At 67.7% G+C, this 15,603-nt stretch carries 14 protein-coding genes and 1 riboswitch; of the genes, 5 read left to right on the top strand and 9 right to left on the bottom strand.

The genetic code is table 11. The annotated features are described in order from the left end of the window. Positions 1–35: 35 nt before the first annotated feature. Positions 36–1,004 carry a spermidine synthase gene (locus N1027_RS10430; protein WP_259507515.1) on the top strand — a complete coding sequence of 323 codons (969 nt, stop codon included), beginning with the start codon at positions 36–38 and terminating at the stop codon, positions 1,002–1,004. Between the two features lie 199 nt (positions 1,005–1,203). Here N1027_RS10430 and N1027_RS10425 read toward each other — a convergent pair whose 3' ends face one another. The 8 genes from N1027_RS10425 to rsmI form a co-directional block, all read right to left on the bottom strand. Further along, entirely contained in the window at positions 1,204–1,833 is a 630-nt protein-coding gene (locus N1027_RS10425; RefSeq protein WP_259507513.1) for a Pr6Pr family membrane protein, read from the bottom strand. A 59-nt stretch (positions 1,834–1,892) separates the two neighbouring features. Then, positions 1,893–2,828, bottom strand: coding sequence for a 4-(cytidine 5'-diphospho)-2-C-methyl-D-erythritol kinase (locus N1027_RS10420; RefSeq protein ID WP_259507511.1), 936 nt, complete (start codon positions 2,826–2,828; stop codon positions 1,893–1,895). A gap of 90 nt (positions 2,829–2,918) precedes the next feature. Beyond that, positions 2,919–3,929, bottom strand: coding sequence for a cell wall-binding repeat-containing protein (locus tag N1027_RS10415; protein WP_259507510.1), 1,011 nt, complete (start codon positions 3,927–3,929; stop codon positions 2,919–2,921). Between the two features lie 132 nt (positions 3,930–4,061). Further along, positions 4,062–4,946, bottom strand: a complete 885-nt coding sequence (gene rsmA, locus N1027_RS10410; RefSeq protein WP_259507508.1) for a 16S rRNA (adenine(1518)-N(6)/adenine(1519)-N(6))-dimethyltransferase RsmA — start codon at positions 4,944–4,946, stop codon at positions 4,062–4,064. After that, a complete protein-coding gene (locus N1027_RS10405) occupies positions 4,943–5,869 on the bottom strand; it encodes a TatD family hydrolase (protein WP_259507506.1) in 927 nt (308 codons plus the stop codon). The genes rsmA and N1027_RS10405 overlap by 4 nt, the downstream gene beginning before the upstream one ends. Next, on the bottom strand, positions 5,866–7,434 hold the full coding sequence (gene metG, locus N1027_RS10400; protein WP_259507504.1) for a methionine--tRNA ligase: 1,569 nt from the start codon (positions 7,432–7,434) through the stop codon (positions 5,866–5,868). The genes N1027_RS10405 and metG overlap by 4 nt, the downstream gene beginning before the upstream one ends. A gap of 69 nt (positions 7,435–7,503) precedes the next feature. Then, a complete protein-coding gene (locus N1027_RS10395; RefSeq protein WP_259507502.1) occupies positions 7,504–8,427 on the bottom strand; it encodes an NADP-dependent oxidoreductase in 924 nt (307 codons plus the stop codon). 87 nt (positions 8,428–8,514) lie between these two features. Next, positions 8,515–9,339 carry a 16S rRNA (cytidine(1402)-2'-O)-methyltransferase gene (gene rsmI, locus N1027_RS10390; RefSeq protein ID WP_259507500.1) on the bottom strand — a complete coding sequence of 275 codons (825 nt, stop codon included), beginning with the start codon at positions 9,337–9,339 and terminating at the stop codon, positions 8,515–8,517. Positions 9,340–9,404: 65 nt separating this feature from the next. Between rsmI and N1027_RS10385 the strand changes: the two genes are divergently transcribed. From N1027_RS10385 to N1027_RS10375, 3 genes are read left to right on the top strand one after another with little or no spacing between them, the layout of a single operon-like run. After that, entirely contained in the window at positions 9,405–11,108 is a 1,704-nt protein-coding gene (locus tag N1027_RS10385; RefSeq protein ID WP_259507498.1) for a dolichyl-phosphate-mannose--protein mannosyltransferase, read from the top strand. Further along, positions 11,105–12,157, top strand: coding sequence for a YeiH family protein (locus tag N1027_RS10380; RefSeq protein WP_259507960.1), 1,053 nt, complete (start codon positions 11,105–11,107; stop codon positions 12,155–12,157). The genes N1027_RS10385 and N1027_RS10380 overlap by 4 nt, the downstream gene beginning before the upstream one ends. A gap of 33 nt (positions 12,158–12,190) precedes the next feature. Then, positions 12,191–13,696 (top strand): Vgb family protein, encoded by a 1,506-nt coding sequence (locus tag N1027_RS10375; protein WP_259507496.1) that lies wholly within the window; start codon positions 12,191–12,193, stop codon positions 13,694–13,696. A gap of 79 nt (positions 13,697–13,775) precedes the next feature. Here the strand turns inward: N1027_RS10375 and N1027_RS10370 are convergent, their stop codons facing one another. Further along, on the bottom strand, positions 13,776–14,090 hold the full coding sequence (locus tag N1027_RS10370; RefSeq protein ID WP_259507495.1) for a DMT family transporter: 315 nt from the start codon (positions 14,088–14,090) through the stop codon (positions 13,776–13,778). Positions 14,091–14,104: 14 nt separating this feature from the next. Beyond that, a riboswitch (guanidine-III (ykkC-III) riboswitch) is annotated at positions 14,105–14,168 on the bottom strand. 136 nt (positions 14,169–14,304) lie between these two features. Here N1027_RS10370 and N1027_RS10365 point away from each other — a divergent pair. Then, positions 14,305–15,594, top strand: a complete 1,290-nt coding sequence (locus N1027_RS10365) for an O-acetylhomoserine aminocarboxypropyltransferase/cysteine synthase family protein (RefSeq protein ID WP_259507494.1) — start codon at positions 14,305–14,307, stop codon at positions 15,592–15,594. Positions 15,595–15,603: the final 9 nt, after the last annotated feature.

Here is a 15,603-nt window from a genome sequence, read left to right as displayed (position 1 = left end):
CCGACCGAGGCCGAGCCCGCGCCTAGACTGTGCGGATGCACGCCGACCGCCGCGCCTTCTCGATCGACCTGGCGCACCACCGGGCCGAACTGGTGCTCTACTACCGCAAGAGCCAGAGCTACGAGCTGATCGTGGGCGGCATCCCGCAGTCGCGGGTCTCCCTCGCCTATCCCGAGCTGCTCGACTACCCCTACGTGCGTCACATCGCGCGGATGCTCGACGCCGCCGCTCCCGCGGGCGTGCCGCTGCACACGGTGCACCTCGGCGCCGGCGCGCTCACGCTGCCGCGCTACGTCGCGGCCACGCGGCCCGGGTCGCCGCAGCTCGTAGTGGAGTACGAGCGGTCGCTCGGCGAAGCCGTGCTCGAGGCCCTGCCCCTGCCGGCCGGCGCCGACGTGACCATGCTCTGGGGCGACGCCCGGGAACTCGCCGCTGGGGCTCCCGACTCGAGCGCGGCATCCGACTCGCTTTCGCCGCTGACGCCACCTCGTGGGGAGCAGCAGCCGTTGCAGTCGCCGCCTGCACCACGGGCGTATTGGGGCTGGCACGACGTTCCCTTCACGATCGTCGACCTCTGGGATGCCGCGCGCGTCTCGGCCCACGTCTCCAGCGCTGAGTTCTACACGCTGGTGGCGGCACGGATGGCGCCCGGCGGCGTCATGGCTGTGAACCTGCTCGACGGCGGCGCCTTCGAGTACGCCCGCAGCCAGGCGGCGACCCTCGCGACTCTCTTCGAGCACGTGGCCGTGGTGCTCGACACGGAGCCCTTCGGGCATCCGCCGATCGACAACGTGGTGGTGTTCGCGAGCGATGCCCCGCTCGCCGTCGCGGCGCATCCGGAGCTCCTCGACGACAACGACAACGACGAAGACGACCTGGCCGGCCCGCGTCCCACCGTCTTGAGTGGTACGGACCTCGCCCGGTGGATCGGCGACGCCTCCCCGGTGACGGATGCGACGGCCATCGACTCCCCCGACCCCGACGACCCGCGCTTCCCTGGCTGAGCAGAAGGGGCAGGCCGGCCCGGAAACAGGAGGCCGACCTGCCGCTGCGCGCTAAGGCCGCGGCTTAGGGGGAAGTGTGCCCATGCGGTCGCCTCTCTCAGATCGGGAATCGGACTCGGCCACCGTAACCCGCCCGGCCTGAGCAGGGAGCTGAGTAATTTCTACCTGTGGCCGCGATTGCCGGCGGGACACGCCGGGGCTAGCGACGGAGGATGCGGGTGCGGCTGAGGCCGATGACCGCACAGGCCATCAGACCGATGAACCCGGCGATGGCGATGACGTAGATGACGACGGCGCCGTATCCACCCGGCTGCGCAGGGTTGAGGAACGGATACGGATACCAGCCGACGATCGGCCCGCGGATCATGGTGTACACCGCCCAGGCGATCGGGAAGGCGATGATCGCCCAGATCGAGTTCCACTTCAGCGGCGACTTGCCGGGGGTCAGAATCCAGACCAGCACGATGTAGATCGGCGCGATGAGGTGCAGCACCTCGTTCGACCACCCGAGCGTGCGGCCCTGCTCGAGGGTGATGTTGCGGAGCAGCAGGTTGTAGACCACACCCGTGGTGGCCATGTAGGTCACGACGGCGGCCAGCGACAGGTTGTACCAAGGCGGGTCTCGGCGCACCGTGAACGAGTAGCACGCCCCGATCAGCAGGGCGATCGCGGCCAGCGCGTTCGAGAGGATCGTGAAATAGCTGAAGAAGTTCACGAGGAACAACGGCACGTCGGGCGTGACCTCGAGGCTGTAGATCAGTTGACCCACGATCGCGGCGATGATGATCCCGGCCGCGATGATGCGGATGACCCCGAACACTGTGCGCATGGCGTCACTCTAGCGAGGAGCCGCCGCCCTCCCGGGGAGGCGACCGTTGCGTCGTCGGGTCAGTCGCCCACGACCCGCGCGCCGGCCACCGGGCCCGTCACCCGCACCACGTGGTAGCGAGCGGCCGAGAGCGCGATCTGCAGTTCGAGGGCGCTGTCGATGTCGGCGGCGAGGAACGCGACCGTCGGCCCCGATCCGGAGACGATGCCCGCGAGCGCACCGTTCTGCTCACCCACTTCGAGAACGGATGCGAGCCCCGGGTTCAGATGCAGCGACGGCGCCTGGAGGTCGTTGTGCAGCGACTCGGCGAGCATGTGCGGATCGCCCGCCCGCAGGGCCTGCAGCACGTCGGTGTCGACCACCGGCTGGCCTCGGGCGGGGAAGATGTCCTGCGAGTGGCGTTCGCGGTGCCGATCGAGTTCGCGGTAGACCTCGGGGGTGCTCACCCCGTGATCGGGCAGCACGAGAATCCAGTGGAATTGACCCTTGGCGAGAGCGGGGCTCAGCTGGTCGCCGCGGCCCGTGCCGATCGCCGTGCCCCCGGTGAAGGCGAAGGGCACGTCGGCGCCGAGCTCGGACGCGAGCACCAGGAGTTCTTCGCGCCCGACATCGGTTCCCCAGAGGGCGTCGCAGGCCAGGAGTGTGGCCGCGGCATCCGCTGACCCTCCGCCCATGCCGCCCGCGATCGGCACGTTCTTGTCGATCGCGAGGCTCACGCCACCGCGGAATCCGGTCTTGCGGGCCAGCAGGCGGGCGGCCCGGATGGCGAGGTTCGAACCGTCGGTCTCGAGGGCGCCGGTGTAGATGTGGCCGCCGAAGCGCACCGAGAAGTCGTTCGCCGGCGAGGCATAGACGTCTTCGTAGAGCGAGACGGCCTGGTAGGCGGTGGCGACGTCGTGATAGCCGTCGTCCATCACCGCGCCGACCTTGAGGAACACGTTGATCTTGCCCGGGGCCCGCACGTGCACGGTCTTCTCTAGGCCCCGAGTGGTCATGCGTCCAACCTATCCCACGAGCCGTGGTCGCCTGTTCAGGGGGCGATCAGGGCTCGCTCCGGGCGACACGAGCCAGTCGTGCCACACAGCTTAGGCCGGCAGATATCCGCTCAGTTGCGTCAGGACGGCGTCGGAGATGGTGTTGACACCGCCGAGCACGACGATCGCAGTGGGGTCGAGGCGCTTCAATTCCGCGTCGATGACCTCCGGGATGTCGGTACGCGTCACGAGGAGCACCGGTGCGCCGACGTGGATCGCTGCGGCGGAACCGGAAAGGGCATCGGGAAAGACCGCACCGGAGGAGATGTACACGGTGTGCGTGTCGGCGACGGTGAAGACGCTGGAGGAGACCGCCGCTGAAACCGCGAAACGGTCGGCGCCCGCAACTCGGGACGTGTTGGCGGTGATCGACTTCAGGGTGTCAAATACCGTTGACGAAATCGTGTTCTCCCCGCCGAGCACCACGATCTTGCCTGGCTTGAATACGCCGAGCGCTTCGCGGATGAGCGCGGGAACCTCGCCCTTCTGGACGAGGAGCACGGGGCCGTCCTGCTGTCCGGCCGCCGCCGAACCGGAGAGGGCGTCGGGAAAGACTTCGCCGGAGGCTATGTACACCGTGGGGTTCTGCGGCCACAGTCCGCCGAACGCGATCTTCGCCGAAACGGCGTAACGATCGGGTCCGTCCACTCGCACGACCTTCGAGGCAAACCCCTCCAGGGCGGCCTCAATAACTGGACCGACGGAGTTGACACCGCCGACGACCACGATTCCTTCGGGCTTGAGCCGAGTCAGTTCCGCGAGTACGGGATCGGAAATCGAGTCCTTGCCCACCAACAGCACCGGCGCGTCGTAATTTCCCGCCACAGCCGACGCAGACAGGGCATCGGCGAATTTCTCCCCCGAAGCCACGAAGACGAGTCGCGATGCCGGGAAATCGTGGTGTGCGACCGCGGCCGAGACCGCGTACCTGTCGACACCTCCGATGCGTTCGACCGTCGCGCCCAGCGTCGCATCACCACCAGTTACGTGAGCGTCATCGCCGCCGCCAAGCGCGGCATACGCAGCCGTCGGGGCCAGCACGATCGCGGCGGAAACGGCCATGACACCAACAGCCGACGCCAGCCGACCGCGGATCATACGAAAAGCCTCAGACACGCGCCACACTCCATCGTTCCATGATGAGTAATGCTCGCTATTCTCTCACCGGATCCACCGCGGCGTTATGAGTACTCGCTACTCCTCGACGGCGAGGGAGGCGCGCGCCACCGCCAGGAAGTCGTGCACCGTCAACTCCTCGCCGCGCGCGGTAGGAGGAACGCCGGCCGCCGAGAGCACTTCTGAGGCCCTCGCCGAATCGCCCAGCACCACCGACAGCGCCTGCCGCAGCATCTTGCGGCGCTGCTGAAACGCCGCGTCGACGATTTCGAAGGTGCGCACCCGCAGCTCCTCGGTGTCGAGCCCGGCGCCCACCCGTTCGAAGCCGACGAGCACGGAGTCGACGTTCGGCACCGGCCAGAACACCTGTCGGCTGACGGTGCCGGCCGTGCGCCAGTCGCCGTACCAGGCGGCCTTGACGCTCGGCGACCCATAGATCTTCGATCCGGGGTCGGCGGCCAGCCGGTGCCCGACCTCGGCCTGCACCATGACCACGCCCGACTGGATCGAGGGAAAGTGTTCGAGCAGGTGCAGCAGCACCGGCACCGACACGTTATAAGGCAGGTTCGCCACGAGCCGCGACGGCGACGAGGGAAGCGACAGGATGCGCAACGCGTCGTCGCGCACGACCGTCAGCGCCGCATCCGGTGCCAGTTGCGACACCGTCAACGGCAGTTGCTCGGCGAGTCGCCGATCGATCTCGACCGCCACGACGTCGGCACCGGCCTCCAGGAGGCCGAGAGTCAGCGATCCGAGACCAGGACCCACTTCGAGCACCACGTCGCCGGGCTCGACGCCCGCGACGCGCACGATCTTGCGCACCGTGTTCGCGTCGATCACGAAGTTCTGGCCGAGCTTCTTCGTGGGCGTCAGATCGAGCAGCGCCGCAAGGTCGCGGATCTCGGCCGGACCGAGCAGAGAGACGGATGCGGGCGACGAGTCGACGCCGTCGGCCCCGCTCACGAGGCCTGCACCGGGTCGTCTTCCCAGCGCCCGTACACCAGCTCGGTGTTGGAGGAGATCTGCGCCGCGAGCATCGACACGTCGGTGCCGAGGTGCGCCGCCATCGCCCGCAGGGTGTGCGGAATCAGATAGGGCGCGTTCGGCCGGCCGCGGAACGGCGCCGGGGTGAGGTAGGGCGCATCCGTCTCGACCATGATGAGCGAGCGAGGCGCGACCGACAGCGCGTCGCGCAGTGCTCCTGCGTTCTTGAAGGTCACGTTGCCGGCGAACGACATGTACCAACCGTTCTCCGCGCAGAGCGCCGCGAACGAGGCATCGCCCGAGAAGCAGTGGAACACCGTGCGCTCCGGGGCGCCCACGCGGCGAAGCGTCGCGACGACCTCGTCATGAGCATCCCGGTCGTGGATCTGCAGCGCAATGCCGTTCTCTTTGGCGATCTCGATGTGCGCCTCGAACGAGCGGTACTGTGCGGCCCGGCCGGCCTCGGAATCGGTGCGATAGAAGTCGAGACCCGTCTCACCCACGGCGCGCACCCGCGGCCACGAGGCCAGCTCGGCGATCTCGGCGAGCGCGTCGTCGAGCCCGCCGGCCTCGTCGTACGACGGCGCATCGTTGGGGTGGATGGCGACAGCGGCGAGCATCCGCGGTTCCCGCGCCGCTTGCTCGGCCGACCAGCGGCTCGTCTCCAGGTCGGTGCCCACCTGCACGACACCGCGCACGCCGACCGCCGACGCGCGATCGAGGTGCTCGTGGTAGTCGATCGGATCGTCGCCGTCGGCGACCTCCAGGTGCGTGTGGTTGTCGTAGACCGGCACGACGAGTGCCTCGGGCAGCGGCGGGTAGGTCTGGTCGCCGCGGTCGGAGGGCTCGCGTTGCCGAAGATACGCGGGCGGTTCCCCGGATTCCGGAGAAGGAGACGTCACGACGCGTCGACCTCGATTCGCGGGAACAGCGCCTCGAGGGGTTCGACGCGAGCACCGCCCGCCCATTCCCAGGCCGAACGGATCGGCTGGTCCTGCACAGTTCCGGTTCCCGAAAGCGCCGTCCACAGTTTTTCGGCGGCGGCGGGCAGCACCGGCGAGAGAAGTACCGTGAGCGTACCGAGCCCGCGCACTGCGGTGTTCAGCACGGTGGCCAGCCTGTCGGCCTGCGACGGGTCTTTCGCCAGAACCCAGGGCTCTTGGAGAGTGATGTATCCGTTCAGCTCGTCGACCAGTTCCCAGACGCGCGCGATGGCCTCGTGCACGGCCAGTCGCTCGATCGCCGAGTCCGCCGCCACCGTCACCCGGCGCTCGGTCGCGCGGATGGCGAGATCGGCCTCCGTCACGGCAGCGTCGACGGCCGCCGGCACGGTGCCGCCGTGGTAACGCGTCACCATGGCGATCACGCGAGAGGCGAGGTTGCCGAACCCGTTGGCGAGTTCGGCCTGGTAACGCGCCGAGAGGTCCTCCCAGCTGAAGGAGCCGTCCTGCCCGAAGTTGATGGCGCGCATGAAGTAGTAGCGGAAGGCATCCGACCCGAAGGTGTCGGTGATCTGCTCAGGCGCGATGCCGGTGAGCTTCGACTTCGACATCTTCTCGCCACCGACCAGCAGCCAGCCGTGGCCGTAGACCTGCTTCGGTACTTCCAGGCCCGCGGCCATCAGCATGGCCGGCCAGATGACGGCGTGGAAACGGGCGATGTCCTTGCCCACGATGTGGGTCGCCGGCCAGCGCCGTGCGAACTCCGCCTCGTCGGTTCCGTAGCCGATCGCCGTGACGTAGTTGAGAAGAGCGTCGAACCAGACGTACACGACGTGCGATTCATCCCAAGGCACCTTGACGCCCCAGTCGAAGGTCTGGCGCGAGATCGAGAGGTCGGTGAGACCGCGGCGCACGAACGACACGATCTCGTTGCGCACGCTCTCGGGCTGCACGAAGTCGGGGCGCGCCTCGTAGAGGTCGAGCAGCGGCTGGGTGAAGTCGCTCATGCGAAAGAAGTAGTTGCGCTCCTTCAGCAGTTCGACGGGCAGCGAGTGGATCTTGCAGACCAGCTGACCTTCGTATTTTCCGGTGCCCTCTTCGAGGTCGGAGAGCTGCTTGTACTCCTCGCAGCCGACGCAGTAGTAGCCCTCGTATTCGCCGGTGTAGATGTAGCCGGCGTCGTAGAGGCGCTGCAGGAAGAGCTGCACATTGACCTCGTGCCGCTCTTCGGTGGTGCGGATGAAGTCGTCGTTCGAGATGTCGATCGTGTTCAGCAGCGGCTGCCACGATTCGGCCACGAGCTTGTCGGCCCACTCCTTGGGGGTCATGCCGTTCGCCGTGGCGGTGCGCAAGATCTTCTGGCCGTGCTCGTCGGTTCCGGTGAGGAACCAGGTGTCGTCGCCCGCCTGACGGTGCCATCGGGCGAGCACGTCGGCCGCCACCTCGGTGTAGGCGTGCCCGATGTGGGGCACGTCGTTCACATAGAAGATCGGCGTGGTGACGTAGAACGAAGAGCCGTCGGACATGCTGACCATCCTAAAGGCCGCAACCAGCCGGGGGGTTCGTGTGACAGAAGACGGAACGGATGTGCGGAGTCACTCCATCCGCAGCACGATCTTGCCTCGCACGTGCTGCGTGTCGAGGTGGTCGTAGGCTTCGGCCACGCGTTCGAACGGGTAGATGGTGTCGATCGGGATGCGCAAATCGCCTTCCACGATGAGTGCCGCCAGCTCGCTCAGCGTGCGGGCGCCGCCACCCGCGGCGTTGCCCTCGCCCTTCACGCCGTATCGCTTCACGGCGGCGAAGTCGGCGATGGTGTCGATGCGCGCCGGACTGACGCCGAGTTCGATGGCAGCCGCGACGTTGCCGCTGCCGTGGGTGTCGATGAAGGCGTCGACCCCCTCGGGAACCAGGGCGCGGATGCGCTCGACCACGCCGTCGCCGTAGGTCACCGGCATGATCTCGAGACCCCGCAGGAAGTCGTGGTCCTCGTCTCGAGCGGTGCCCACGACCGTTGCGCCGGCATGGCGGGCGAGCTGAGCGGCGAACACGCCGACGCCTCCGGCGGCGCCGGCGACCACGACCACGTCACCGAGATCGGCGCCGACGGCGCGCACGGCGGCGAAGGCGGTGGTGCCGGCGACATACAGCGTCGCCGCCTCTTCCCACGTCACGGTGGCGGGTTTCGGCACGACGTTCGTTGCCGGCACCACGACATCCGTCGCCTGCGCCGACCGGCTGTCGCTGAACCCGATCACCTCTTCTCCGACGCCGATACCCTGCACCCCAGCGCCCCGCGCCGTCACCCGGCCGGCGAAGTCGCTGCCCTGCCCGGATGGGAAGGTGGCGGGAAAGACGGCGTCGTACAGCCCGCGACGAATCGCCGCTTCTCCGGGATTGATGGATGCGGCCAGCACCTCGACGCGAACCTCGCCCGGTCCGGGCTCGGGCCTCTCCACCTCGACCACGCGAAGCACTTCCGTGCCGCCGTACCGCTCGAATCGAACCGCTCGCGTCATGGGGTCCTCCTTCTCACGCCTGCCAGATGCAACGCCGTCGCTCGCAACCGTATGCCCGGCGCGACGGATCGGCGCCCCGAGCTGCGGTCAGGAGGGGCGACGGGCCGCCAGCGCACCCTCGTAGAGGTCGCGCTTGCCGAGGCCGGTGGCCTCGGCGATGCTCGCGGCCGCGTCTTTCAGGCGGTAGCCGTCGGAGACCAGCTCGAGCACCTGCGCGATACCCGACGGGAGGTCGGCCACGAGGGCCTCGGCTCCCGCAACGACGATGCAGATCTCGCCCTTCACTCCCCCGGCCGCCCATGCGGCCAGCTCCGCCGCGGTGCCGCGCCGCGCCTCTTCGAACATCTTCGTCAGCTCGCGCACCACCACCACCCGCCGCTCCGCACCCAGCACCGTCGCGAGGTCGGTCAGCGCATCCGCCAACCGGTTCGGCGACTCGAAGAACACCATCGTGCGGGGCTCGCGTTCGAGCATCCGGAAGGTCTGCAGGCGCTCCCCCTGCTTGCGCGGCAGGAAGCCTTCGAACGTGAATCGATCGGTCGGCAAGCCCGACAAGGCAAGCGCCGTGACGACGGCCGACGGGCCGGGAATGACGGTCACATCGACACCGGCCTCGACGGCCGCGACCACCAGCTGGTACCCGGGGTCGGAGACGGTCGGCATGCCCGCGTCGGAGAGCAGCACGAGGTCGGTCTCCCGCGCCAGCTCGACGAGCGACGCCGACTTCTCGCGCTCGTTGTGCTCGTGCAACGGGATGAGACGGGGCCGGTTCTCGATTCCGAGACCGCGCAGGAGCTTCGCGGTCACCCGGGTGTCCTCGGCCGCCACCACAGTCGCTTCGGAGAGCAGTTCGATCAGCCGCAGCGACGCATCCTTGAGGTTCCCGATGGGCGTGGCCGCGAGAATGAGCATGCCCACAGTCTCGCACTGCCGCTGCACGGCCGATTGCGAACAGACGCACCCGTTAGCATGGCCCGGTGAGCACAGAGGTGACGACCCCGCCCGAGCCGGGGCGTGGGCCCGGCGGAGGAGACGGCGAGACGGCGAACGAGTCGGCGACCGGTGCCGACACCGGCGCGTCCCCGGTCTCTGTCGCCGCCATCGAGCCGATCGGTTCGCGCCTCGACGACTGGTGGCTCCGCACGGTGAGCACTCCCACCCGCCAGCGCATCTGGCGCTGGGGCGGACCGATCGCCGTCACGCTCCTGGCTGCCGTTCTTCGCCTGGTGAACCTGGCGCATCCGCATTCCCTCGTCTTCGACGAGACCTTCTACGTCAAAGACGCCTGGACCACCTGGAACCTCGGCTACGAGGCCTCGTGGCCGGCCAACCCCGATCAACAGTTCGCGGCCGGCGACACGAACATCTTCCGCACCGAGCCCTCGTTCGCCGTGCATCCGCCGCTCGGCAAGTGGATCATCGCCCTCGGCATGGCGGTGTTCGGGGCCGACAGCTCCTTCGGCTGGCGCATCTCGGTGGCGGTCTGCGGCATCCTGCTGGTGCTACTCACGACCCTCATTGCCACGAAGCTGTTCAAGTCCACCTTGCTCGGCACCATCGCCGGCTTCCTGCTCGCGATCGACGGGCACGCCATCGTGATGAGCCGGATCGGCATCCTCGACGGCATCGTGGCATTGTTCTGCCTGCTCGGTTTCGGGGCGATCCTGATGGACCGGCAGTGGCACGAGGGGCGGCTCGCCGCCGCGGTCGCCGCACGCAGCGGGCCACCCGGGCCCGACGGTGCGCTCTCCCGTCCCTCCTGGGGTCCGGTCATCTGGTGGCGCCCTTGGCTGCTCGCCGCGGCCCTCGCCTTCGGCTTCGGCTCAGGGGTGAAATGGTCGGCCTTCTACTTCTTGGCCGCGTTCGGCATCTACCTCATCGTGGTCGACGCGCTCGCCCGACGGCGTCTCGGCATCCCGTTCTGGTTCAGCGCAGCCGCACTCAAGCAAGGGCCGGCGACGTTCCTCCTGTTGGTTCCCGTGGCCGCCGTGTCGTACTTCATCACCTGGATCGGCTGGTTCGCGACATCCGGCGGCATGTACCGCACCTGGGCCCAGACCTCGAACGGTGAATGGACCGGCGCACTCTCCTGGGTGCCGCTGTCGCTGCAGAACTTCTGGCATCTCGAGACGGCGGTGTACAACTACCACGTCAACGAGCACTCGCCGCATCCCTACCAGGCGAATCCGTTCAGCTGGCTCTTCCTGGTGCGACCGACGCAGATGTATGTGCAGTCCGTCGACCCGAGCCAGTGCGGCGGGCAGATCTGCTACGAGAACATCACCTCGATCGCCAACCCGATCATCTGGTGGTGCGCGACGGCGGCCTTGTTCTATCTCGTCTACCGCCTGGTGCGCAAGCGCGAGTGGCAGGTGGGGTTGGTGCTGATGGGCATGGTCGCCGGGTATCTGCCGTGGCTGCTCTACGTGAACCGCACGATCTTCCAGTTCTACACGATCACGTTCGAGCCCTACATGATCCTCGGATTGACCTTCGTGATCGGCCTCGCACTCGGGTCGAGGGCAGACCCGAGATGGATGCGCACACGCAACCTCACGGTCGTCGGGGTCTTCCTGGGGTTGTGCGTCGTCGTGTCGGCGTTCTTCTATCCGGTGTGGGTCGGGATGCCGGTGCCCGCCTGGTTCCTGAGCCTGCACTACTGGCTTCCCACGTGGCGGTGACCGGGCGGGTTCCCTGGCTGGCAGGCCTCGCCGTCGCGGGGGCGGCTGCACTCGTGGCGTTCGGCATCCACCTGGCGATCCCCGCAGTTCCGATGCTCACCGCGGCCGTCGGGCTCGGAATCGTCGCGGGGCAGATCCCGGCCGTGCAGCGTGTGCTCGACGGGGTGTTGAAGCCGGGCCTCGGCATCGCGGCGCGACGGCTGCTGCGCATCGGCATCGTGCTGTTGGGCCTGAAGCTCAGCCTGGTCGACATCGCCGGGCTCGGCTGGGAGGCGATCGTCGTGATCGTGCTCATCGTGTCGATCACGTTCGCCTTCACTCTCCTGCTCGGCAAACTGCTGGGGCTGCCGGGCACGCAGCCCCTCTTGATCGCCGCAGGGTTCTCGATCTGCGGCGCATCAGCGGTCGGTGCGATGAGCGCGGTCACGCGCTCGAAAGACGAAGACACCGCCACGCCGATCGCGCTGGTGACCCTGTGCGGAACCCTGGCGATCTTCGTGCTGCCGGTGCTGCGCATCCCGCTCGGCCTGTCGGCGGAGGACTTCGGCGTGTGGGTCGGGCTCAGCGTGCATGACGTGGGGCAGGTGGTCGCCACGGCGCAGATCGCCGGGCCCGCGGCACTCGCCTCGGCTGTCGTCGTGAAGCTCACCCGGGTTCTGACGCTCGCCCCGATGGTGGCCATCGTGGGGCTCGTCGAGCGGCGGGCGGATGCGCGGAACGCGGCGCGCGGCGTCGACCACCCCGATTACGTGGAGCGTCCGGCGGCGAAGCGGCCGCCGATCGTGCCGCTGTTCATCGCGGGCTTCATCGCGGCCGTTCTGGTGCGCACCTTCGTGCTGCCGTTACTGGGCGACGCCGCGTCGGCTGGCATTCTCACGGCCGCCGACATCGGACAGACCATCCTGCTGGCGATGGCGCTGTTCGCGCTCGGGTCGAACATCCGGTTCCGGGCGCTGGCGCGCACCGGATGGCGGGCGCTCATCGTGGGGCTGGCGTCGTGGGCGTTCATCGCACTGCTGGCGTTGGCGGGTGTTTGGCTGCTGGCCTGATCCGTTTGTGAGCATTGCTCGAAGTATGCGATAATGAGGCATATTCGCTACATTTCGAGATGGGGCTTCATGCGGATTTCACGACTTGCCATACTTCCACTCGCCGCCGGGCTCACGTTCGGGGGCGTCGCCGGAAACGCTGCGGCGGCACCGGTCGTCACCGATGTGCTAGCGACCCTTCTACCGGGGTCCGTGCCAAACACTGTCGTCGTCGACGGGGCGTCGAATGTGTACACCCTGAACCCACCATCGCGCACGATTTCCAAGATCAGCTTCGACGGAACGCTTACGCCCGCCTGGGCGAGCTTCCCGGCGGGTACGGCACCCAGCGAGATCGTGACGACGACGGACGGCACTGTCTACACGGCCAATCTCGGCACCGCCACAATTTCGCGAGTCATGCCCGACGGAACGGTGACCCCGATCTATGCATCCCTGGCCCCACTGTCCCAGCCGGTCGGATTGGCAATCGCGAACGATGGCACCCTCTTCACTGCCAATCAAGCGTCCAACTCAATCTCCCGCGTCTCTCCGACAGGCATTGTGACGGCGAGCTTTGCGCTACTCACCGCTGGATCGAAGCCGTTTGACATCGTCGTGACCCCTACCGGCGATCTCTACACACTCAATCTGAATAACAGCGTCTCGAAGGTCTCGTCTGCGGGAATGGTCACGCCGGCGTTCGCGACCTTGGCAGCTGGCGTCAATCCCGTCAACCTGATGGTCAGCTCGACTGGGCATGTGTTCGTGCTCGAACAGATGACGAATCAGATCGAGGAATTCGACACTACCGGCGCGCGGGTGCGCACCATTCCGCTCCCGACCCAGCCTGGACAGATCGCAATGGATGCGCAGGATAATCTGTTCGTGTCGCTGCGCGGAACCAAGACAATCGGATTCATCCCGAACGGCGGTTCGCTGGTTCCGTCGATCGCGACCCTCAATCCGGGCGCCGACTACGGTCCATTGGCAATCACGACGACCAATACCGTCTATGCCGTCGGGCTGTCCCAGCCGATCGTCTCGCGGATCTCGCTCGGAGCGAAGATCACCTCGGCTCCGGTCAGCGGGAAGGTCGAGTCGGGCAAGCCGTTCAGTGCGACCGTCACGGCGAGCGGCTACGAGCCGATGGCGTTCTCGCTGACGGGTACGGTGCCTCCCGGAGTGTCGATCAACAGAGCCACCGGCGTCATCAGCGGACCTTCCACCACAGTCGGCACCTACCGGTTCAGTGTCCTTGCATCGAACATGTTCGGGGCGTCCAGCACCCAGGAGGCGACGCTGACGGTCACAGCGGCACCCGTGCCGACACCCACTCCCACCGGCACTGCATCGCCGGGGCCGGGTCCGGGGCCGGCCTCGGGAGCAGGATCCGGTTCGGCCGGCAGCGAAAGCAACGGGGGCGGGCGCGCCGCCGGCGCATCCGGCTCACTGGCGAATACCGGTGCAACCTTCCTCCTACCGGGCACCCTGGCGCTTCTTCTCTCCGCCGCAGGTGTCGTCGGACTCGTGACGGAACGCCGCCGACGCCACGCCTAGGGAGTTCCTCATCGAATCGCCAAGACACGCCGCTTACCATCGCCGGTACTGCGGCGTGTCTTGGAGACTCGGCGATGCCTCAGTGCAGGAGCTTGAGGCCCACCACACAGGCCACGATTCCGAGCACGAGCAGCACCTTCACGAGAGAGAACGCCTCCCCGCCGAAGGCCATGCCGTAGCCGACCGTGAGGGCCGCGCCGATTCCGACCCAGACGGCATAACCGGTGCCCACCGGTATGCTCCGCAAGGCGAAGGCGAGACCGGCCATACTCGCAAGCAGACCACCCGCGAAGATCAGGCTCGGCCAGAGCTTCGTGAAGCCCTCCGACTTGCCGAGGGCAGTGGCCCAGACGGCTTCGAGAATCCCGGATGCGATCAATACGACCCACGACATGACAGTCCACTCCTTGTGGTCAGTCTTGTCGCTCTCCGGGTACTGCGCCCTCGTCCGGAGGCCGCTCGGCGGCCTTGCCACCACCGTGTCACGGCCCCCTGATCAGCCCCTGTGCAGACGCACCCCTCCTCCACAATCACGCCCGCCCGAGAAGTTGTTACGGTGCGAGTCGGAGGCGCCGTAACGTGGCGTTCGCGGCTAGTACGGTGAATCCATGGCAGATCGCGAATATGGCTTCCGCACCCGGGCAATCCACGCAGGCAACATCCCCGACGCAGTGACCGGTGCGCGCGCGCTGCCCATCTATCAGTCGAGCGCCTTCGTGTTCGACGACACAGCAGATGCCGCTGCCCGCTTCGCCCTGCAGAAGTACGGCAACATCTACAGTCGCCTCGCGAACCCCACGGTCGCCTCCTTCGAAGAGCGCATCGCTAGTCTCGAGGGCGGGCTCGGCGCGGTGGCCACCGGCAGCGGCCTGTCGGCACAGTTCATCACCTTCGCTTCGCTCGCCGGCGCGGGCGACCACATCGTCGCCAGCGCGAATCTCTACGGCGGATCGATCACGCAACTGGATGTCACGCTGCGCCGCTTCGGCGTCGAGACCACCTTCGTGAACTCCTCCGACCCGGCCGACTACGCGGCCGCCATCACCGACCGCACGAAGCTCGTCTTCGCCGAGACGATCGCGAACCCCTCGGGTGAGATCGCCGACATCGAAGGCCTCGCCGCCGTTGCTCACGCGGCCGGCGTTCCGCTCATCATCGACTCCACCATCGCCACGCCGTACCTCAACCGACCGATCGAGTGGGGGGCCGACGTGGTCATCCACTCGGCCACAAAGTTCCTCGGTGGGCACGGCACCACGCTGGGCGGTGTCGTGGTGGAATCCGGCCGCTTCGAGTGGCACAGCGACCGCTTCCCGGCCTTCGGCGAGCCGGTGCCCAGCTACGGCGGGCTGCAGTGGTCGGGCAACTTCGGCGAATACGCCTTCCTCACGCGGCTCCGGGCCGAGCAGCTCCGCGACATCGGGCCGGTGCTCGCACCGCATTCCGCGTTCCTGCTCGCCCAGGGCGTCGAGACCCTGCCGTTCCGGATGCAGGCCCACGTCGACAACGCGAAGATCGTCGCCGCCTGGCTCGATGCCGACCCGCGGGTGGAGTACGTCAACTGGGCCGGGCTCGCGGCGCATCCGCACCACGAACGAGCCGCCAAGTACCTGCCACTCGGTGCCGGCTCCGTGTTCAGTTTCGGAGTGAAGGGCGGGCGGGATGCCGGGCGCACCTTCATCGAGTCCGTCGACCTGGCGAGCCACCTGGCCAACATCGGCGACGCGAAGACCCTCGTCATCCACCCGGCTTCCACCACCCATGCCCAGCTCACTGAGCAGCAGCTCGTCGACGGCGGGGTGCTCCCCGGGCTCGTGCGCATCAGCGTCGGAATCGAAGATCCCGACGACATCATCTACGATCTCGACCAGGCGCTCGCAACGGCGACCGCCGCCTGACCCGGCGCG

The sequence above is a fragment of the Herbiconiux aconitum genome (assembly GCF_024979235.1).
Taxonomy (GTDB): domain Bacteria; phylum Actinomycetota; class Actinomycetes; order Actinomycetales; family Microbacteriaceae; genus Herbiconiux; species Herbiconiux aconitum.
This window is presented reverse-complemented; position numbering and strand designations above follow the sequence as displayed.